Here is a 19,766-nt window from a genome sequence, read left to right on the forward strand (position 1 = left end):
CCAGGAACGAGAAATCTAGCTCCTACGCCCATCCCATCGCCTGGAACAGCCGGAACAGGCCGTAGGCGATTCCGCCCGACATCGGGATGGTCAGGATCCAGGCCCAGATCATCTTGTGCACCACGCTCCACTTGATCGCGTTCAGGCGCTTGGCCGTGCCCACGCCCATGATCGCCGAGGAGATGTTGTGCGTGGTCGAGACCGGGATGCCGAGCGAGGACGCAGCCAGGATCACCGACGCGGCGCTGGTCTCGGCGGCGAAGCCGTGGATCGGGTGCAGCTTGACCAGCTTGTGGCCCAGGGTCTTGATGATGCGCCAGCCGCCGGCGGCGGTGCCCGCGGCCATGACCAGCGCGCAGGTGATCTTGATCCACAGGTCGATGTCGCCCTCGGCCAGCGCCGCGGCGGACGGATGCAGGAATCCCAGCAGCGCCGGCAGGTCGTCCATCGTGCCGGCGGCTTCGGCGCTGATCAGGGTCAGGGCGATGATGCCCATGGTCTTCTGCGCATCGTTCATGCCGTGGGCGAAGCCCATGCTCGCGGCGCTGACGATCTGGCTCTTGCCGAAGAACGCATTGACCCAGCGCGGCCGCGCCATCCGCGCCAGCACCCCGCCGGAGCGCGCCATCATCGCGATGGCGAAGAACAGCACGCCCATCATCAGGAAGCCGGCGGCGAAGCCGAGCACGGGCGAGCTGACCATCGGCACGATCACCTTCCACAGTACGCCGGCGCTCTGGTAGACCGGTTCCGCGGGCTGCGACCAGATCACCACGTCGAAATCCATGGACGCCGCCGCCAGCGCGGCGCCCAGCAGGCCGCCGATCAGCGCGTGCGAGGACGACGACGGCAGCCCCCACCACCAGGTGATGAGGTTCCAGACGATGGCGCCGAGCAGCGCGCACAGGATCAGCTGCGAGCCGACGTCGATCACGCCTGCGTCGATCAGCCCCGAGGCGATGGTCTTGGCGACCGCGGTGCCCGCCAGCGCACCGATCAGGTTCATGATCGCCGCCATGCCCACCGCCTGCATCGGCGAGAGCACCTTGGTGGCGACCACGGTGGCGATGGAGTTGGCAGTGTCGTGGAAGCCGTTGATGTACTCGAACACCAGCGCGGTGAACACCACGACCAGGACCAGGGTCAGCATCCATAGCCCCCTTAGGCCAAGGGGAGGGCCTCGCCGCACAGCGGCGAGACCGGAGTTGTGGAGGAATGACGCAGGGGCATCCGCGCAGCGGATGCCCGCCACTCCGGAGCCCGGGATCCAGATGCTCGAAAGAGAGTCATCACGAATTCTTCAGCACGATTTCGTAGGCGACCACGCCGGCGCCGCGGCAGCGGTCGATGGCCTTTTCCAGGATCTCGAAGAACTCCTTGAGCAGGAACATCTGCAGCGGATCGAGCTTGCCGGAATAGATGTCGCCGTAAAGCTCCAGCATCAGCCGGTCGGCCTCGGTCTCGATCGTGCGCAGCTCGTCGCCGAGCGCCTTCATCGGCTCCAGCTTCATCCTTCGCAGGTCGCGGACCATCTTCACCACTACGCCGGCGGCCTGCTCGAGCATCGCCGCGCGCGGGGCGAAGTCGATGTGCTCCAGGTGCTGGATCGCCAGCGAATAGCGGTCGGCGAACTTCTCGATCTGCTTGGGAATCTTGTACAGCGCCGATGCCAGCGCCTCGATATCCTCGCGCTCGATCGGGGTGATGAAGCTGTCCACCAGCTCCTGGCTGATCTGGTTGGACACCTCGCGCTCGCGCAGCCGCGCCAGGCGGAAGGCATCCAGCGCCGGCTGGCGGTCGGACTCGCGCAGCATCGCGTGCAGGGCCCGGGCGGCGTCGTGCGCGGCCACGGCGGCCTCTTCCAGCAGGTTGTAGAACTGGTTGCCGCGGCCGAAGATGGTTTGCAGGGAGAGCATGCGTGGACCTTGTCGATGCCCCCGGCGGGCCGCCGGAGCTTCCGGTTGCGGATTATGACGGTTTGATGACGCCAATGCCCACCCGCCCGGCCGCCTTCGGCACCGCGTCCGTCCGCCCTGCACAGCCCGTTCACGCCGGCTGCTATGATTCCCCTCCGCGCTGCCGCGCCCCGATGCCGATGGCCGACGACCCAAGCCCGCCCAGCCCACCGCCCCGCCCCGACAGCGCCCCGGCCCGCTCCCGCCCCGACCAGACCCAGGAATTCCGACGATGCTGGAATTCCTGATCGTCCTGGTACTGATCGTCTGCAACGCCTTCTTCGCGTTGTCGGAGATGTCGGTGGTGACCTCGCGCAAGGCCCGGCTCAAGCAGGCGGCCGCCAGCCGCGGCGCGCGCAAGGCGCTGGAGCTGGCCGAGCATCCGGAGCGCTTCCTGTCCACGGTGCAGGTCGGCATCACCCTGATCGGCATCCTGACCGGCATGCTCGGCGGCGAGGCGATCGGCGCCGCGATCGGCGCGCGCCTGGCCGACGGCATCCCGGCCATGGCGGACTACGCCGACACCGTCGGCGTGGTGCTCGCGGTCGGGCTGATCACCTACCTGACCATCGTGCTGGGCGAACTGCTGCCCAAGCGCCTGGCGCTGCTGGCGCCGGAGCGGCTGGCGACGGCGGTGGCGCTGCCGATGCACGCGATCTCGCGGATCGCCACGCCGGCGGTCTGGCTGCTCAGCGCCAGCGTGCGCGGCGCGCTGCGGCTGCTGCGGCTCGACAACACCCAGGCCGCACACGTGTCCGAAGAGGAGATCCGCCTGCTGGTGAGCGAGAGCCACGAGCAGGGCGTGATCGACGTCGAGGAACGCAACATGATGAACCGGGTGCTGCGGCTGGGCGACCGCAGCACCGAGAGCCTGATGACGCCGCGCACGCGCATCGCCTGGCTCGACGCCAACGAGAGCTTCGCCGAGAACCTGGCGACGATGCGGCGGACGCCGTTCTCGCGCTACCCGGTGCTGCGCGGCAGCGACGCCGACGTGGTCGGCGTGCTGGAGGTCAAATCGCTGCTCGACCGCATCGACGAGACCGAGTTCGACCTGTTCAAGTACCTGCGCGAGACCCTGTTCGTCTCCGAGTCCACCCCGGCGCTCAAGCTGCTGGAGATCTTCCGCGAGGAACAACAGTCGCTGGCGCTGGTGGTCGACGAGTACGGCGACGTCACCGGCCTGGTCACGGTGCACGACCTGCTGGAGGCGGTGATCGGCCGCACCCAGAGCGGCGAAGGCGCCGAGGCCACGCCGCTGGTGACCGTGCGCGAGGACGGCTCGTGGCTGGTCGACGGCGCCCTGACCGCCGACGGCGTGCGCGAACTGCTCGGCGGCGGCGCCCTGCCGGACGAGGAGGAACACGACTACCACACCGCCGCCGGCATGGTCATCGCCCACTTCGGCCGCATCCCCGACACCGGCGAGTCCTTCCGCTGGAACGGCTGGCGGATCGAGGTGGTCGACCTGGACGGGCCGCGCATCGACAAGCTGCTGCTGCAGCGGCTGCCCGAGCCGATCGGCGACGATGCCGAGTGACACAGGTCCGTCGCGGGAGAGCGGCAACGGCGCGGACCGCCGGCGACGCCGCCGCAACGCGCAGGAAACCAGTATCCGTGCCCTGCTCGCGGCGTATGCCATCGGCGACCCCGACGACGTCCTGACGCTGCGCATCCTGCTCTCCGGCCTGGGCAAGCGCATGTTCGGCATGCTGCTGTTCATCGCCGCGTTGCCGGCCTTCATCCCGATCCCCATCGGCGGCGCGATCAGCGGCCCGCTGACCATCCTGATCGGCCTGCAGCTGCTGGTCGGCCTGCGCAGGCCCTGGCTGCCGAGGTCGATTTCCGAACGCGGCCCGCGACGGCAGACCCTGCTGCGCTTCGAGCGCAAGATCGGTCCCTGGCTGGAGCGGCTCGAACACCTGATCAGGCCGCGGCTGACGAGGGTGCTCGACCACCGTCTCTCGGCGATGTTCACCGGACTGATGCTGGTGTTGCTCGGCATCCTGCTCGCGCTGCCGATCCCGTTCACCAATTACCTGTTCGGCGGGTTGATGCTGGCCTACGCGCTCGCCCTGCTGGAACGGGACGGCGTGCTGATGGTGATCGCCTGGACCGCCGGCATCGCCGCGATCGCGGTGTTCGGCGTGCTCAGCGGCACGCTCGCCGCCGCCGCCGTCGCATGGCTCGGCATGCTGTTCTGAGAGCCGGCGGTCGCGGTGGCCGCCGGGCGGCCCGTCAGCCGATCAGCCGCGCCAGCTCCTGCGCGCCCATCGGGTGGCCGAGCCAGTAGCCCTGGGCGAGGTCGCAGCCGCGTTCGCGCAGCAGGTCGAACTGCCCTTCCTGCTCCACGCCCTCGGCGACCACGGTGATGCCCAGCGAATGCGCCATGGCGATGATGGCCGTGGTGAGCGCCAGGTCGTCCGGGTCACGCAGCACGTCGGCAACGAAGCTGCGGTCGATCTTGACGCCGTCGATCGGCACCCGGCGCAGGTGGCTCAGGCCCGAGAAACCGGTGCCGAAATCGTCCAGCCAGACCTTCACCCCGGACTCGCGCAGCCGCGCCAGCAGGCTGCTGATGCGCAGCTCGTCGCCGATCACCGCCGTCTCGGTCAACTCGATGTGCAGCCGTTCGGGGGCCATCGTGGTCTCGCGCAGCACCTCCTCGACCTGGCGCGCCAGGTCGCCGGTCCGCAACTGCCGCGGCGATACGTTCACCGCCACGAACAGGTCGGCGCCACCGAAGTCGCGCTGCCAGTGCATCGCGTCCCGGCAGGCCGCGCGCAGCACCGACGGGCCGAGGGTCTCGATCAGGCCGCTCTGCTCGGCCACGTCGATGAACACCGACGGCGCGACCATGCCCTGGGTGGGGTGATGCCAGCGCAGCAGCGCTTCGGCGCCGACCAGCCGGTTGTCGGCGACGCGGAAGATCGGCTGGTAGACCAGGCTCAGCTCGCCGCGCTCCCAGGCGCCGCGCAGGTCCTGTTCCATGCGCACCCGGCGCTCCACCGCCTGGTCCATCGCCCGGCTGTAGAACCGGTAGCAGCCCTTGCCCGCCACCTTGGCCTGGTACATGGCGATGTCGCCGTTCTTCATCAGCATGGTGGCGCCCGAGGCGTCCTCCGGAAACAGCGTCACCCCGACCGAGACGCCCAGGAACACCTGGCGCCCCTCGACGAGGATCGGGCGGCGCAACTCGTCCACCAGCATCGCCGCCAAGCGGCTGGAGACCTCGCGAATGTCGTCCGTGCCCTCGAGCAGTATCACGAACTCGTCGCCGCCGAAGCGCGCCAGCAATGCCCCGTCGCCGCCGTACCGCTCCACGATGTCGCGGATGCGGCCGCCGAACTGCACCAGCACCTCGTCGCCGACGTCGTGGCCGAGGGTGTCGTTGACGCGCTTGAAATCGTCGACGTCCGCGAACAGCAGCGCCAGCCGCCGCGCGGCGCCCTGCGACTGCAGCATGCGCGCGTCGAGGATCTCGCGGAACGCGAGCCGGTTGGCCAGCCCGGTCAGGGGATCGTTGTAGGCCATGCGGCGGATGTCGCGGTCGTGGCGGGCGATGCTCTCGCCCATCCGCCGGAAGCCACGCATCAGCTCCCCGACCTCGTCGTTGCGCCGGCTCGCCGGCACCTCGGCGCCGTAGTTCCCGGCTTCGATCTCGCGCGCGGCATCGGCCAGCTGCCGGATGGGGCGCACCAGCGCCCGCTGTACCACCAGGCTCATCGCCACTCCGAGCGCGACCAATGTCGCCAGCAGCCAGGCCACCCACTGCAGATGGCGCCGACCGGTCTCCTGCAGGGCGTCGCGCAGGGCGATGCCCGCGTTGTTCTCGTCCATGCGCATCGCATCGAGCGAATAGCCGATGCGGACCCCTCCCAGCCGCTCCTCGCCGATGCGGATCGGGGCGGCGATGTCGAGAACGCGCGCATCGCTCTGGACCCGCACGCTCTCGGCCAGGATCGCGTCGTGGGCGAATGCGTCGTCCATGGCCTGGCCATAGGTGGCGATGTCGCGCGAGCCGTCGTGGATGACGTCGCCGCCGGCCGAATAGACGAGCACGTAGTCGACGTTGGGCTGGCTCTGGACATCGGCGATGGTGCTGCCGATCGCATCGAGATCGAAGTAGTACAGTGGATTGACCAGGCTGGTCGCGAGGCGCACCGCCTGGCCCTCGCCGTACTCGCGCAAACGCCCGTACACCAGTTCGTGCAGGGAGTCCCGGCTGTGCGCCAGCATCTCCTCGCGCATCTCGCCCTGCCGCTGCAGGATCAGCACCACGATCGCGAGGGTGATCAGCATCGCCGCCATCAGCACCGTGACCGAGCGGGCGTACAGGCCGTAGCGCATCATTCGATCTCCGCGCTCACCCGCGTCACCGCACGGCGCAGGTAGTCCAGCTCGCGGTCCGCCGCCTCGCCTAGCGGCAGGAAGCGGGTGGTCCGGAAGAACCCGAGCAGTGCCTCGGCGGCGTCAGGATCGCCGGCGGCCTGCAGCAGCACTTCCCGCAGGCGCTCCCGGATCGCCGGATCGAGGTCGCCCCGCACCATTTCCAGCGCGCGCGGATAGTCCGGCGTCTCGTGCACGATCCGCAGGTCGCGGCGATACGACGGCGGCATCGCCCCCGGGTCGTTCCAGTCCAGATTGCTCATCGCGCCGACGTCGACCAGGCGCTTGTGCACCCAGGTCGAAATGTTGGCCTCGGAGCGGGCGAACAGATAGCCGACCGAATCGACCGGCGGCCGGTCCGTCGGCGAGAGCAGGATCTCCATCGGCAGGTCGCGCTCGAGCAGCTCCATCGCCGGCACGAAGTACGCGCTGGTGGACGCCCGGTTCTGGAAAGCGACGCTGCGTCCGCGCAGCATGTCCAGCGACTCGATGCCGCTGTCGCGGCGGGTGAAGAACACGGTGCGATAGCGGCTGACGCCGGTACGCTCGGTCAGCAGCAGCGGGGCCGCACCGGCGCGCTGCTGCAACAGCATCGCGCTGGCCGAGGTCTCGGTCACCCAATCGACGCGGCCACGCCGCAGGTAGCTCATCATCTGCTGCGGATCGCGCGCCATCAGGATGCGCCCCTCGCGGATCCCGACGTCGGCCATCCGCGGCACCACGTAGTCGAGCAGCGGCTTGAGCTGCTCGTAGTGCGCGGCGGGGTCGTCCGTGATCCGTCCCAGCACGAGCACCTGGCGATCGTTGCCCGCGGCGGGTGCAACGATACCCGTGACCAGCGCCAATCCGCACAACACACGGCACAACAGGCGAGCGGGCGTGGTCAAGCGGAGATTACCTGGATGGCGGGCCACGCGAGACTAGCCGAAATGTCCGCCGCGCGACAGACGGCGGACCGGGCCCGGAGTCATTGCCGCTTGCCGGCGGCGAGGCGCGCCATCCGCTGCGCGTCGGCGAGCACGCCGCGCAGCAGCCGCACCTCGCGCGCATCGAGGTCGGCGCGCAGGAACAACCGGCGCAGCTTGTGCATCGCCGTCTCCGGAGTCCGTCCCTTGTGGAAGTCGATCGCGTCGAGCGTGTCGGCGAGCTGGGCGAAGAAACCCTCGAGCTCGGCATGGCTGGCCGGCGGCTGGTCGCGCGCCGGCGCCGGGTCCGGCAAGGCCGCGAGCAGCGCCAGGCGTACCTCGTAGGCGAGCACCTGCACCGCAGCCGCCAGGTTGAGCGAGCCGTAGTCCGGGTTCGCGGGGATGTGGACCGCGGCGTGGCACAGCTGCAGCTCGTCGTTCTCCAGGCCGGTGCGCTCGCGGCCGAACACCAGCGCGACTTCGCTCCCGGCGCCGGCGCCGGCGATGCGCGCCGCCGCCTGGCGCGGACTCAGCTGCTCCAGCGCGACGCGACGGTCGCGGGCGGTGCATCCCAGCACCAGCCGGCAGTCGGCGACCGCCGCCGCCAGATCGTCGAAGCGCTGCGCCTGCGCGAGCAGATCGCCGGCGCCGGCGGCCATCGCCTCGGCGTCCGCGTGCGGGAATTTCTGCGGCGCCACCAGCACCAGCCGCGACAGCCCCATCGTCTTCATCGCGCGCGCCGCCGCGCCGATGTTGCCCGGATGCTGGGTCCCGACCAGGACGATGCGGGTGCGTTCGGCGGTGCGTGCGGCGGAATCCATGGTGCGGATGGTAAACTGCGCGCCCGGCCTCTGCGCCGGACCGTTCTTTGCCCCCGTCGATCCTTCCTGCGCCCGGAGCCGTCCGCGATGCAACAACCAGCCGTCAATGTCATGGTCAAGGCGGCCCGCGCCGGCGGCAACGTGCTGCTGCGGCACATGCACCGGCTCGACGCGCTCAACGTGGTCGAGAAGGATCGGATGGACTACGCCAGCGAGGTCGACGGCCTGGCCGAGGCGGAGGTGATCAAGGAGCTGCGCCGCGCCAATCCCGACTACGCCGTCCTCGGCGAGGAAGGCGGTGCGCGGAAGGGCAACCGCGGCGCCAGCCGCCACACCTGGGTCATCGACCCGCTCGACGGCACCAGCAACTACCTGCGCGGCTTTCCGCACTGGTGCGTCTCGATCGCGCTGGTGGAGAACGGCGAGCCGCTGCACGGGGTGATCTTCGACCCGCTGCGCAACGAGCTGTTCACCGCCACCCGCGGCGCCGGGGCGCAGCTCAACGAGCGCCGCATCCGGGTCGGCGAGCGCAGGGAGCTGCACGGCGCCATGATCGCCACCGGCTTCGCGCCGCGCGAGCGCGAGCGCGCCGGCGCCCAGCTCGAATGCATCCGCGAGCTGCTGCGCGACGCCGAGGACGTGCGCCGCGCCGGCTCGGCCGCGCTGGACCTGGCCTACGTCGCCTGCGGCCGCGTCGACGCCTACTTCGAGGCCGGGGTCAAACCCTGGGACATCGCCGCCGGCGTGCTGCTGGTACGCGAAGCCGGCGGCCGCGTCAGCGACTTCCGCGGCGCCGCACTCGGCCCTATGGACGCCCGCGGCACCGGCGACCGGCAGGTGATCGCCGGCAACGTGCGCATCACGGAGCCGCTGCAGAAGACGATCCTGTCCTCCGGCTACGCCCGCGCATTCGGCTGAGTGCAGTCGACGCGCCTGCAGCCGCGCGCCAGGAAAACGCGAAAACCATCTCCTGCTACTCGCGCTCTTGCACTTCCCCCTTTGAAAAAGGAGGTTGAGGGGATCTGCCGGGCGCCCGGCCAGTCAAAGCCAAAGCCAAAGCAAATCCCCCTCAATCCCCCTTCTTCGAAGGGGGAAGTACAGCGCAGGCACCGGAAGCTTCAAGCTTCCCGCAAACCGAAACACACCACGAAAAAGGCCGCGCAGGGCGCGGCCTTTCCCTTTCTGTGGTTCCGATGGAGTCGAGCCCCGATCCTGCCAATCACGAATCACCAATCACCAATCACGGCCTTCGCGCCAACGCCGCCTCGTCCCTCGCCTTCGGCAGCAGGTCCTGCTTGGTGACCTTGAGGAATCCGACGGTCAGCAGCGGACAGGCGATCAGGATCGAAGACAGCGTGCCGATGATCACGCCGATCATCTGCGTCAGCGCCAGGCCTTCCAGCGAGCCGCCGCCGTACAGGTACAGCGCCAGCACCGACAGGAAGAACACCGCCGAGGTGATGATGGTGCGCGAGAGGGTCTGGTTGATCGAGTGGTTGAACACGTCCAGCGGAGACGCGCGCATGGCGCGGAAGTTCTCGCGCACGCGGTCGAACACCACGATCGTGTCGTTGATCGAGAAGCCCATCACCGCCAGCAGGCCGGCGAGCACGGTGAGGTCGAACTCGCGCCCGCTGAGCGCGAAGTAGCCCGCCACCACGCCGACGTCGAACAGCGTGGTCAACGAGGCCACCACCGCGAACTTCCACTCGAAGCGGAACCCGATGTAGATCAGGAAGCCGACCAGCACGAACAGCACCGCCTCGGTCGCCTTTTCCGCCAGCTCGGCGCTGACCTGCGAGCCGATCGACTCGCGGTCGAGGATCTGGGCGGGGTTCTCCGGCGTGCTGACCGCCTCCTGCACGTCTTGGGCGAGCCGCGCGGCCTCGTCGACGGTGTCCTGCCCTTCCTCCGCGCGCATCCGCACCAGCAGGTCGGTGCCGCTGCCGAAGGTCTGCACCTGGGCGTTCTCGTGCCCGATCTCGGCCATGCGCGCGCGTACCGCGTCGACGTCCGCCGGCTGCTGGAAACGCAGCGTGATCGCGGTGCCGCCGGTGAAGTCCAGGGCGAAGTTGAAGCCCTTGACCGCGACCGCGCCGATCGCGGTGGCGAACACCAGCAGCGCCAGCGTCAGCGCGACCCAGCGCATGCGCATGAAGTCGATGTTGGTGTTGGTGGGGATCAGCGTCAGCGGGAAAATCTTCATAAGTGGGGTCCTCCCGTCAGACGGCCAGCGACTTGAGCTTCTTGCGGCGGGCGTAGATCAGCGTGACGATGCCGCGGGTCACGGTGAGCGCGGTGAACATCGACGCCAGGATGCCGACCACCAGGGTGATCGCGAACCCGCGCAGCGGCCCGGTGCCGAACGCGTACAGCGCCACGCCCGCCAGCACGCCGGTGATGTTGGCGTCGACGATCGAACTCGACGCCTTGTCGTAGCCGGTCGCGATCGCCGTCTTCGGCGGCATGCCGTTGCGCAGCTCCTCGCGTATGCGCTCGTTGATCAGCACGTTGGCGTCGACCGACAGGCCGATCGACAACGCCAGGCCGGCGAAGCCGGGCAAGGTCATGGTCGCTCCGAAGATCGACATCACCGCGGCCACGATCAGCAGGTTCAGCAGCAGCGCCGCGCAGGTGACCAGGCCGAACATGCGGTAGTAGGCCATGAAGAACACCAGGGTGAACAGGAACGCGTACAGCACCGCGGTCACGCCGCGATCCACGTTCTCCTTGCCCAGGCTGGGGCCGACGATGCCTTCGCCGATGAAGTCCATCGGCGCAGCCAGCGAACCGGAACGCAGCAGCCGGGCGAGATCGTCGGCCTCCTGCTTCTCCAGGCCGGTGGTCTGGAACTGGCGGCCGAACACGCCGTTGATGTTGGCGACCGAGATGATCTCCTCTTGCACGCGGAAGCTGCGCACCTCCTCGCCGTCGACCGTCCGCACCTGCGGGATCCGCTCGATGTAGACCACCGCCATCGGCTTGTCGACGTTGGCGCTGGTGAAGTCGAACATGCGCTTGCCGCCGGCGGCGTTGAGGGTGACGCTGACCGCGGGCAGGCCGTCCTGGTCGTAGGTCGACTGCGCGGCCACCATCTCCTCGCCGGAGGCGATGATGCGGCGGCTGAGGATGTACGGGATCGGCTTGCCGTCGGGACCGGTGCGGCGGTGGTGGTAGATCTTGCCGCCCGCCGGCACCACGCCGCTTTCCTGGGCGGCGTAGGCGTCGCCCTCGATCACCGCCCGATATTCCAGCGTCGCGGTGGCGCCGATCATGCGCTTGGCCTCGGCGGTGTCCTGCACGCCCGGCAGCTGCACGATCACGCGGTCGTCGCCCTGGCGCTGGATCACCGGCTCGGCCACGCCGATCTCGTCGATGCGGTTGCGCAGCGTGGTGATGTTCTGCTCGATGGCGTCGGCCGAGATCTGGTCGATCTCGGCCTGCGGCAGGCGGATGACGATGTCGTTGCCGGCGAGGTCGCGGTTGAGCATCGGCTGCGCCGCCGCCAGCAGCGACAGCGCGCGCTCGGCGTCGGCGTCCGGCGCCAGCACCGCGAGGATGCTGCCGTCGGCGCGGCGCTCGACCGACTGGTAGCGGATGCGGTTCTCGCGCAGGGTGGCGCGCGCCTCCTCGGCATAGGCCTCGATGCGCTTGTCCAGCGCCGCCCGCTGGTCCACCTGCAGCAGGAAGTGCACGCCGCCCTGCAGGTCCAGGCCCAGCAGCATCGGCTTGGCGCCGACCGCGGTCAGCCAATCCGGCACCGTCGAGGCCAGGTTGAGCGCGACGACGTAGTCCTCCCCCAGTTGCGAGCGCAGGGCATCGGCGGCGCGGGTCTGTGCCTCGAGGTCGAACAGCCGCACCAGCATGGTGTCGCCGTCCACGTCGATCGCCTTGGGCGAAACGCCCGCCTCCTGCAACCCCTCGTCGACGGTTTGCCGCAACCGGGCATCGACGGCGGCACCGCGCTGCGCGGTGATCTGCACCGACGGATCCTGCGGATAGATGTTGGGCAACGCGAACAAGGCGCTGACCAGCACGACGGCCAGGATGAGAACGTACTTCCAGCGGGGAAACTCGAGCATTGCGAAGCCCTGCGCGCGGGGTCGACGACCTGGCGCCTAGAAAGAAGGAACGGAAGGAGCGGTCAGGCCGACTTGAGCGTGCCCTTGGGCAGCACGTTGCCGATGGCGCCCTTCTGCACGCGGATCTCGACGCGGTCGGCGATCTCCACGGTGACGAAGCTGTCGCCGATCGCGCGCACGGTGCCGGCGATGCCGCCGCCGGTGATGACCTCGTCGCCGACGGACAGCTTCTCCAGCATCGCCTTGTGCTCCTTGGCGCGCTTCATCTGCGGACGGATCAGCAGGAAGTACATGATCGCGATCAGGATCAGCGGGAACATCAGGGTGGAGAGCAGGCTCGGGCCGCCCGGGGCGCCTGCGGCGGCATGGGCGGGAGCGATCAGGAAGTCCAGCAGGTTCATCGGCGGGTCCATCGGAGGAAAAATAGCGGGGAATTATGCCATGCGGCCGTCGGGGGCGCCTCCCGGCGACGGCACGGCCGGGCGACGGCTGTGAAATCAGTAGCCGGTAGTGCTCGTCGTCCCGGCGCAGGCCGGGATCCACCGGGCCTTTCGGCGCGACCGCACTGGATCCCGGCCTGCGCCGGGATGACGGTGCGGGAGCTTCCCGGTTTCCCGGCTACCGACTACCGGGACCGGTAACCGGTGATCGGTGACTGGTGACCGGCAAAACGCTATCGGCCGCCGCCCCGCACCGCGTAGAACGACTCGCGGAAGGCGGCGAAGGTTCCCGCGGCGATCGCCGCGCGCATGTCGGCCATCAGCCGCTGGTAGTGCCTGAGGTTGTGCAGCGTGCCCAGGATCGGGCCGAGCATCTCGTTGCAGCGGTCCAGGTGGCGCAGGTAGGCGCGGCTGAAGCCGCCGCTGCAGGCCGGGCAATCGCAGGCCTCGTCGATCGGACGCAGGTCGTTCTCGTACTTCGCGTTGCGGATGCGTACCGTCCCGGTCGAGGTGAAGAAGTGCCCGTTGCGCGCGTTGCGGGTCGGCATCACGCAGTCGAACATGTCGACACCGCGCGCCACCGCCTCCACCAGGTCCTCAGGCCGGCCGACGCCCATCAGGTAGCGCGGCCGCTCCCCGGGCAGCTGCGGGCAGGTGTGCTCGAGCATGGCGTTGCGCTCGGCCTCCGGCTCGCCCACGGCGAGGCCGCCGATGGCGTAGCCGTCGAAGCCGATCGCCTTCAGGCCGTCGGCCGAGCGCGTGCGCAGGTCCCGGTGCGTGCCGCCCTGCACGATGCCGAACAGCGCGGCGTCGTTGCCCTCGTGCGCGCGCTTCGAGCGTTCGGCCCAGCGCAGGCTCAGCTCCATCGAGGCCCGCGCCACTTCGCCGGTCGCAGGATAGGGCGTGCACTCGTCGAAGATCATCACGATGTCCGCATCGAGCGCCTTCTGTATGCGCATGCTCTCTTCCGGCCCCAGGAACACGGTGCTGCCGTCGGTCGGCGCCTGGAAGGTGACCCCGGCCTCGGTGATCTTGCGCCGGTGCGCCAGCGAGAACACCTGGAAACCGCCGGAATCGGTGAGGATCGGACCGTCCCAGCGCCCGAATCCGTGCAGCCCGCCGTGCGCCTCGATCACCTCCAGCCCCGGCCGCAGGTACAGGTGGAAGGTGTTGCCGAGGATGATCTCGGCGCCGGTCGCGCGCACCTGCGCGGGCAGCATGCCCTTGACCGTGCCGTAGGTGCCCACCGGCATGAACGCCGGCGTCTCCACCGTGCCGCGTGGAAACGTCAGGCGGCCACGGCGCGCGGCGCCGTCGCTGGCGAGCAGCTCGAATTGCAGTCGGGACATGGGGTGGTGATCGGAGACGGTCGCGCCGGGCGCGGCAGGCCATTGTCGCGGATCGCGCCGCCCCAGGCAGCCCTTTCCGCCACGGCGGGGATCGGCCCGTCGCCACGGACGGCGGCTGCTGACAGCCGGCGCCTCGAGCCGGCAGGTGAGGCGTGAGCCCTTCGTACCGGGCCTGGGTTCATGTCGCCCGTGGCGACGGGCCTTGTCTCACCGCAACGGACGAAGGCGCCCCGGCGCGGCGTGCTCCCACTGCGCCGTCAGCGCGGGAACGTCACCAGCGCTTGCTCGACCAGCCGCAGCGTCAGCATTTCTCCCGGCGCCCGCGGCACTCCCTCCGGCAGGTCGATCTCGACCAGCTCGCCCGTCGCCAGCCGCACGCTGCCGACGTAACCGGGCCCACGGAAACCGGCCTCGACCACCGCCGCCCGGATCGGGCCGTCGCGATCGTGGCGCAGGCATTCGGGCCGCAGCAGCACCTCCACGTCGCCCGCCAGGCCCAGCGCGGCACCCGGCACCAGCGCACCGCGGCCGATGAAGTCGGCGACGAAACGATCCGCCGGACGCCGGTAGAGCGTCTCGGCATCGTCCCACTGCAGGATGCGGCCGCGCTCCATCACGCCGATGCGATCGGCGATGGCGAACGCCTCCGCCTGGTCGTGCGTCACCAGCAACACCGTCGTGCCGGTGGACTTGAGCAGGGCGCGCAACTCGCCGGCCAGGCGCTGGCGGGTATCGATGTCGAGGTTGGAGAACGGTTCGTCGAGCAGCAGCAGCGCCGGCTCCGGCGCCAGCGCGCGCGCCAGCGCGACCCGCTGCTGCTGCCCGCCGGAGAGTTCGTGCGGATAGACGCCGGCGGAATCCCGCAACCCGACCAGGTCCAGCATCGCCTCCACCCGGGCCCGGCGTCCGGCGCGCGGCATGCGGTGCAGGCCGAAGCCGACGTTCGCGGCGACGTCCAGGTGCGGGAACAACGCGTAGTCCTGGAACATCATCCCGACCCGGCGGCGCTCCGGCGGCAACGCCGCCGCGGCCGTGGCGACGGTCTGGCCCAGCAACGCGATGCGGCCCGCGTGCAGCGGCTCGAAACCGGCGATCGCGCGCAGCACGGTGGTCTTGCCGCAACCGGACGCCCCCAGCAGGCAGCCGATCTCGCCGGCGCGCAATGCCAGCGACAGGTCGTCGACGACCACGCGCAGCCGGCCGCTGGCCGGATAGCCGACGCGGACCCGCTCGAGCTGCAGCAGCGGTTCGGTGCGGGTGGACGGGTTCATGGCAAACGTTCCTGCAGGTCGGCACCCTGGCCGTAGCGCAGGCCGGCGCGCGCCAGCAGGATCACCGGCAGCAGGCCCACCAGCACGATCAGCAGCGCCGCCACCGCGCCCTCCTCGTAGGTGCCGCGCGCGGCTTCGCCGTAGAGCCAGGTGGCCAGGGTCTCGAAATTCAGCGGCCGCAGCAGCAGCGTGGCCGGCAACTCCTTCATGGTATCGACGAACACCAGCAGCGCGGCCGCGGCCATGGCGGGGCGCAGCAACGGCAGGTGCACCCGCCGCAACGTGCCGGTGGCGCCGTGGCCGAGCCCCGTCGCCGCCTGCTCGAGCGAGACCGGGATCCGCGCCAGCCCCGCCTCGATGCCGCCGGCGGAGATCGCCAGGAAGCGCAGCGTGTAGGCGAGCACCAGCGCCGTCGTGGAGCCCATCAGCAGCATTCGCGGCGCACCGCCGGAAGCCTGCAGCAGCCAGTTGCCGGCGTCGTCGAACCAGGCCAGCGGCGCCAGCAGGCCGATCGCCAGCACCGTACCGGGGATCGCATAGCCGAGGCTGGCGATACGCAGGTTCGCCTGGCCCATGCGCGGACGCCGCCGTGCCTGTGCCAGCCGCAGGGCCCAGGCCACTACCAGCCCTGCCGCCAGGGTGGCCGCGGTCGCGGCCAGTGCCACCGACACCGTGTTCCAGGCGCTTTCGAGCAACTGGCGCGAGACGCCGCCGTGGCGCAGGCGCTCCAGCGTCTCCCACGACAGATAGGCCGCGGGCACCAGGAAGCCGACCAGCACCGGCAGCCATCCCAGCAGCAGCGCGACCGCGGCGCCGGTGCCGCGCAACCGCAGCGGCCGCATCGGCCGCGGCCGCTGGACGGCGGCGTAGCGCTGGCGGCGACGGCCGTAGCGCTCAAGCGCGATCACCGCCACCACGATCGCCAGCATGGCCAGCGCGATCTGCGCCGCACCGGGCAGGTCGCTGCGGGTGATCCACGTGGTGTAGATCGATACCGTCAACGTGCGCACGCCGAGGAACTCGGAGGCGCCGATGTCGTTGAGCGTCTCCAGCAGCGCCAGCGCCGCACCGATCGCGATTGCCGGCCGCGCCAGCGGCAGTGCGACCCGCAGGAACAACGCCACGCGGCCGCTGCCGAGCGAGCGCGCCGCCTCCAGCAGGCTGCCCGCCTGGGTCATGAACATCGCCCGCGTGGTGAGGTACACGTAGGGATAGAGCACGAAGCCCAGCAGCAGCACGGCGCCGGCCAGCGAACGGATGTCCGGCAGCCGGAAATCGCGCGGGCCCTCGTAGCCCAGCAGCGCGCGCACCGCGCCCTGCACCGGCCCCAGCGGATGCAGCAGGTCGAGATAGGCGAAGGCCACGATGTAGGTCGGCACCGCCAAAGGGAGCAGCAGCGCCCAGGACAGGACGCGCGACCCCGGAAACACGTACGCGGTCACCAGCCAGGCACCACCGGTCCCGATCGCCGTCACCAGCACCCCGACGCCCGCCAGCAGCAGCAACGTGTTCGTCGAGGCCCGCGGCAGCACGTGCACGACGATGTGCGACCACAGGCCGTCGCTGCCCTGCGCCGCGGTCCAGGCCAGCGCCAGCAACGGCAGCAGCGCGACTGCGGCGATCGCCGTCGCCGCGAGCTGCCACGGGTCGGGCCGGCCTCGCGTCACCGGCGCTGCCGCGGGCCCGGGGCCGAGCCGGAAGCGCCGGCCTCAATCGTCAAAGCCGACCTTGTCGGCCAGCTCGCTGGCCTGCTTGCGGTACCTGGCGATCTCGGTCAACGGCAGCGGATCGACCTTCATCTCGCCGAAGCCGGCGACCACCGGGTCGAGCTCCACCCCCGCCTTCACCGGGTACTCGTAGTTGGCCTTCGCATACAGGCTCTGCGCCTCGTCCGAGACCAGGTATTCCATCAGCTTCACCGCGTTGTCGCGGTTGGGCGCGTGCCGGGCGACGGCCGCGCCGCTGATGTTGACGTGGGTGCCGCCGTCCTCGGCGCCGGCGAATACCGGCCGGATCACCTGGATCGCATCGCCCCACTGGCGCTGCTCCGAGCCTTCCTCGGCGTTCTTCATCCGGCCGACGTAGTAGGCGTTGGCGATGCCGACGTCGCAGATGCCGGCGAGGATGTCGCGGGCGACGTCGCGGTCGCCGCCGGCGGCCTTGCGCGCCAGGTTGGCCTTGACCCCGCGCAGCCAGCGCTCGGTGGCCTCGACACCGTTGTGCGCGATCATCGCCGCGAACAGGCTGGTGTTGTACGGGTGCTGGCCGGAACGGATGCACACCCTGCCCTTCCACTGCGGGTCGGCCAGGTCCTCGTAGGCGAAGCCGTCGAGTTCGAGGTCCTTGTCGGCGTACAGCACGCGGTCGCGCAGCGACAGCGTGAACCACTGGCCGTCGCCGCCGCGCAGGTGCGCCGGGATCGCCGCTTCCAGCGCCGGCGATTTCACCGGCTGCGTATGGCCGGCCTCGACCACGTCGAGCAGGTTGCCGGTATCGACCGTCATCAGCACGTCGGCGGGCGACCGCTCGGCCTCTGCGCCGAGGCGCTCGAGCAGGCCGTCCTTCAGGAACACGGTGTTGACCTCGATGCCGGTGTCCTCGCTGAAGGCGTCCAGCAGCGGCTGGATCAGGCCCGGCTCGCGCGTGGTGTAGAGGTTGACCTCGCCGCCGGCGACGGGGGCGGCAGCTTCGGCAGCCGGGTCGGCGGCCGGTGGCGCCTGCTGGCTGCACGCGGCCAGCAACAGGCCCGCGCAGGCCGCGGCGAACAGGGGCATGGCATGCCTCGGGCGAATGACGGAACGATCGGAACGCATGGGACGTCTCCTGGAAAGTGGATTCGGTTCGACCGGCCCTGGCGGCGCAGAAAGCGGATGGCTGGAGCGGGAATGAGAATTCTAATCATTTACGGGTGTTCGGCCCAGGGCGCCCATCGGGCGCGTTGCTGAAGCCACTGGGTCCCGTGCGGTCAGGCGCCGCGTGGGAGCGGCGCTTGCGTGCAGGCGCAGCCCTTGCAGGAATGGCCCTCCGCGTGGGCGGCCTGTGCGGAAGCAACCTTGCCGCGAAGCTACCTCTGCGGGGAAATTGCCCCCTGTGTGGGAAATCGCCCCTGTAGGAAATCGCCCCTGTAGGAAATTGCCCTTGTAGGAAATTGCCCTTGTGGGGAATTGCCCTTGTGGGGAATTGCCCTTGTGGGGAATTGCCCTTGTGGGAGCGACGGAAGTCGCGACGCGAGCGGCCTCCGAGCCATTGCGATTTCCGCCACTCCCGCGACCGTCCGACAGCAGTCGCGACTTCCGTCGCTCCCACAAGGAAGTAAAACGAGGAAGCAGGAAGGAGGTCCGCTAGGAATGGCCGGACTCAGGAAACAGCAGCATCGCGTCGCCGTAGGAAAAGAACCGGTAGCGCTCGCGCACCGCGTGCCGGTACGCCGCGAAGATCCGTTCCCGCCCGGCGAAGGCCGACACCAGCATCAGCAGGGTCGATTCGGGCAGGTGGAAATTGGTCAGCAGCGCGTCGACGCTGCGGATCCGGTAGCCGGGAAAGATGAAGATCCGGGTCTCGCCGGCGAACGGCTGCAGCTCGCCGTCGTGCATGGCGCTCTCGAGCGCCCGCACCACGGTGGTCCCGACCGCGACCACGCGGCCGCCGGCCTCGCGCGTGCGGCGGATCTGCGCGATCAGCCCGGCGCCGACGTTGAGCCATTCGCTGTGCATCCGGTGCTGGTGCACGTCTTCCACCCGCACCGGCTGGAAGGTGCCGGCGCCGACGTGCAGGGTGATGTGCCCGAACTGCACGCCGCGCGCGCGCAGCGCGTCGAGCAGCGCATCGTCGAAGTGCAGGCCGGCGGTGGGCGCCGCCACGGCCCCGACCCGGCGCGCGAACACGGTCTGGTAGCGCTCGTCGTCGTCCTGCCCCGGCGCGCGTCGGATGTAGGGCGGCAACGGCATGCGCCCGGCCTGCAGCAGCCAGGACTCCAGCGCGTCCGGCACCTCGAAGCGCAGGTGATAGAAACCGGCGTCGTCGCGCGACAGTACCTCGGCGCCGCCGCCGCCGTCGAATGCGATCCGCCCGCCCGGCTTCGGCGCCTTGCTGGCGCCGATCTGCGCCCGCGCCTCGTTGTCCGGCAGCAGCCGCTCGATCAGGACCTCGACCCGGCCGCCGCTGTCCTTCTGCCCGAACAGCCGCGCCGGGATCACCCGGGTGTCGTTGAACACCAGCAGGTCGCCGGGCTGCAGCAGCGCCGGCAGGTCGCGGACGCGACGGTCTTCGAACGCACCCTCCCCCGGCGGCACCACCAGCAGCCGGCTGGCCGAACGCTCGGGCAGCGGCGCCTGTGCGATCAGCTCCGGCGGCAACTCGTAATGGAAATCCGATCTCTTCAAGGCGGCAACGTATACGGGGCGCAGGCATTGTAAGGCGTCGACATGAAACCCGATCGAAGATCCGGCCCACGTTCCGTGGGAGCGCACCGCAGGGGCGCGACCGGCTTTCCTGCACAGGCCGTTCGCGCCCCTGCGGTGCGCTCCTACATGGGCCCGATCAGGTCGCGCCCCT

Annotated in this window: 16 protein-coding genes; 3 read left to right on the forward strand and 13 right to left on the reverse strand. The window is 70.0% G+C overall.

Annotated features, from left to right (window positions below; genetic code table 11):
- Window positions 1-22: 22 nt before the first annotated feature.
- Window positions 23-1,150: an inorganic phosphate transporter gene (locus U3649_RS14265; RefSeq protein WP_407351974.1), complete on the reverse strand. Its 1,128-nt coding sequence runs from the start codon at window positions 1,148-1,150 to the stop codon at window positions 23-25.
- A gap of 139 nt (window positions 1,151-1,289) precedes the next feature.
- Window positions 1,290-1,916 carry a DUF47 domain-containing protein gene (locus tag U3649_RS14270; RefSeq protein ID WP_407351975.1) on the reverse strand — a complete coding sequence of 209 codons (627 nt, stop codon included), beginning with the start codon at window positions 1,914-1,916 and terminating at the stop codon, window positions 1,290-1,292.
- 271 nt (window positions 1,917-2,187) lie between these two features.
- On the opposite strand from U3649_RS14270, the gene U3649_RS14275 reads away from it, so the two are divergent.
- Window positions 2,188-3,495: a hemolysin family protein gene (locus U3649_RS14275; protein WP_407351976.1), complete on the forward strand. Its 1,308-nt coding sequence runs from the start codon at window positions 2,188-2,190 to the stop codon at window positions 3,493-3,495.
- Window positions 3,485-4,159, forward strand: a complete 675-nt coding sequence (locus U3649_RS14280; RefSeq protein WP_407351977.1) for an exopolysaccharide biosynthesis protein — start codon at window positions 3,485-3,487, stop codon at window positions 4,157-4,159. Before U3649_RS14275 ends, U3649_RS14280 begins: the two co-directional genes overlap by 11 nt.
- A 34-nt stretch (window positions 4,160-4,193) precedes the next feature.
- On the opposite strand, the gene U3649_RS14285 is transcribed toward U3649_RS14280, so the two are convergent.
- The 3 genes from U3649_RS14285 to U3649_RS14295 form a co-directional block, all read right to left on the reverse strand.
- Window positions 4,194-6,305 (reverse strand): putative bifunctional diguanylate cyclase/phosphodiesterase, encoded by a 2,112-nt coding sequence (locus U3649_RS14285; RefSeq protein ID WP_407351978.1) that lies wholly within the window; start codon window positions 6,303-6,305, stop codon window positions 4,194-4,196.
- Window positions 6,305-7,231, reverse strand: coding sequence for a phosphate/phosphite/phosphonate ABC transporter substrate-binding protein (locus U3649_RS14290; RefSeq protein ID WP_407351979.1), 927 nt, complete (start codon window positions 7,229-7,231; stop codon window positions 6,305-6,307). The genes U3649_RS14285 and U3649_RS14290 overlap by 1 nt, the downstream gene beginning before the upstream one ends.
- Window positions 7,232-7,311: 80 nt before the next feature.
- On the reverse strand, window positions 7,312-8,070 hold the full coding sequence (locus tag U3649_RS14295; RefSeq protein WP_407351980.1) for an RNA methyltransferase: 759 nt from the start codon (window positions 8,068-8,070) through the stop codon (window positions 7,312-7,314).
- A gap of 87 nt (window positions 8,071-8,157) precedes the next feature.
- On the opposite strand from U3649_RS14295, the gene U3649_RS14300 reads away from it, so the two are divergent.
- Entirely contained in the window at window positions 8,158-8,988 is an 831-nt protein-coding gene (locus U3649_RS14300; RefSeq protein ID WP_407351981.1) for an inositol monophosphatase family protein, read from the forward strand.
- A gap of 322 nt (window positions 8,989-9,310) precedes the next feature.
- Here U3649_RS14300 and secF read toward each other — a convergent pair whose 3' ends face one another.
- The 8 genes from secF to queA form a co-directional block, all read right to left on the reverse strand.
- On the reverse strand, window positions 9,311-10,276 hold the full coding sequence (secF, locus tag U3649_RS14305) for a protein translocase subunit SecF (RefSeq protein ID WP_407351982.1): 966 nt from the start codon (window positions 10,274-10,276) through the stop codon (window positions 9,311-9,313).
- Window positions 10,277-10,292: 16 nt separating this feature from the next.
- The gene (gene secD, locus U3649_RS14310) at window positions 10,293-12,152 is read right to left on the reverse strand and encodes a protein translocase subunit SecD (protein ID WP_407351983.1); all 1,860 of its coding nucleotides are present in this window, start codon (window positions 12,150-12,152) and stop codon (window positions 10,293-10,295) included.
- A 62-nt stretch (window positions 12,153-12,214) separates the two neighbouring features.
- Complete coding sequence (gene yajC, locus U3649_RS14315; RefSeq protein WP_407351984.1) at window positions 12,215-12,553, reverse strand: preprotein translocase subunit YajC; 339 nt, start codon at window positions 12,551-12,553, stop codon at window positions 12,215-12,217.
- 272 nt (window positions 12,554-12,825) lie between these two features.
- Complete coding sequence (tgt, locus tag U3649_RS14320) at window positions 12,826-13,941, reverse strand: tRNA guanosine(34) transglycosylase Tgt (protein ID WP_407351985.1); 1,116 nt, start codon at window positions 13,939-13,941, stop codon at window positions 12,826-12,828.
- Window positions 13,942-14,198: 257 nt separating this feature from the next.
- On the reverse strand, window positions 14,199-15,212 hold the full coding sequence (locus U3649_RS14325; RefSeq protein WP_407351986.1) for an ABC transporter ATP-binding protein: 1,014 nt from the start codon (window positions 15,210-15,212) through the stop codon (window positions 14,199-14,201).
- Window positions 15,209-16,879: an ABC transporter permease gene (locus U3649_RS14330; protein WP_407351987.1), complete on the reverse strand. Its 1,671-nt coding sequence runs from the start codon at window positions 16,877-16,879 to the stop codon at window positions 15,209-15,211. Before U3649_RS14330 ends, U3649_RS14325 begins: the two co-directional genes overlap by 4 nt.
- 42 nt (window positions 16,880-16,921) lie before the next feature.
- Window positions 16,922-17,986, reverse strand: a complete 1,065-nt coding sequence (locus tag U3649_RS14335; protein ID WP_407351988.1) for a Fe(3+) ABC transporter substrate-binding protein — start codon at window positions 17,984-17,986, stop codon at window positions 16,922-16,924.
- A 567-nt stretch (window positions 17,987-18,553) separates the two neighbouring features.
- Window positions 18,554-19,594 (reverse strand): tRNA preQ1(34) S-adenosylmethionine ribosyltransferase-isomerase QueA, encoded by a 1,041-nt coding sequence (queA, locus tag U3649_RS14340; RefSeq protein WP_407351989.1) that lies wholly within the window; start codon window positions 19,592-19,594, stop codon window positions 18,554-18,556.
- Window positions 19,595-19,766 lie beyond the last annotated feature (172 nt).

It is taken from the genome of Luteimonas sp. R10, assembly GCF_045689605.1.
Classification (GTDB): domain Bacteria; phylum Pseudomonadota; class Gammaproteobacteria; order Xanthomonadales; family Xanthomonadaceae; genus Luteimonas.

What these genes read in the sequence shown, in the direction of transcription:
- secF (WP_407351982.1), bottom strand. Translation starts at nt 10,276, where the DNA reads ATGAAGATTTTCCCGCTGACGCTGATCCCCACCAACACCAACATCGAC.
- U3649_RS14275 (WP_407351976.1), top strand. Translation starts at nt 2,188, where the DNA reads ATGCTGGAATTCCTGATCGTCCTGGTACTGATCGTCTGCAACGCCTTC.
- secD (WP_407351983.1), bottom strand. Translation starts at nt 12,152, where the DNA reads ATGCTCGAGTTTCCCCGCTGGAAGTACGTTCTCATCCTGGCCGTCGTG.
- U3649_RS14265 (WP_407351974.1), bottom strand. Translation starts at nt 1,150, where the DNA reads ATGCTGACCCTGGTCCTGGTCGTGGTGTTCACCGCGCTGGTGTTCGAG.
- U3649_RS14300 (WP_407351981.1), top strand. Translation starts at nt 8,158, where the DNA reads ATGCAACAACCAGCCGTCAATGTCATGGTCAAGGCGGCCCGCGCCGGC.
- U3649_RS14280 (WP_407351977.1), top strand. Translation starts at nt 3,485, where the DNA reads ATGCCGAGTGACACAGGTCCGTCGCGGGAGAGCGGCAACGGCGCGGAC.
- U3649_RS14270 (WP_407351975.1), bottom strand. Translation starts at nt 1,916, where the DNA reads ATGCTCTCCCTGCAAACCATCTTCGGCCGCGGCAACCAGTTCTACAAC.
- yajC (WP_407351984.1), bottom strand. Translation starts at nt 12,553, where the DNA reads ATGAACCTGCTGGACTTCCTGATCGCTCCCGCCCATGCCGCCGCAGGC.
- U3649_RS14285 (WP_407351978.1), bottom strand. Translation starts at nt 6,305, where the DNA reads ATGCGCTACGGCCTGTACGCCCGCTCGGTCACGGTGCTGATGGCGGCG.
- tgt (WP_407351985.1), bottom strand. Translation starts at nt 13,941, where the DNA reads ATGTCCCGACTGCAATTCGAGCTGCTCGCCAGCGACGGCGCCGCGCGC.
- U3649_RS14295 (WP_407351980.1), bottom strand. Translation starts at nt 8,070, where the DNA reads ATGGATTCCGCCGCACGCACCGCCGAACGCACCCGCATCGTCCTGGTC.
- U3649_RS14325 (WP_407351986.1), bottom strand. Translation starts at nt 15,212, where the DNA reads ATGAACCCGTCCACCCGCACCGAACCGCTGCTGCAGCTCGAGCGGGTC.
- U3649_RS14335 (WP_407351988.1), bottom strand. Translation starts at nt 17,986, where the DNA reads ATGCCCCTGTTCGCCGCGGCCTGCGCGGGCCTGTTGCTGGCCGCGTGC.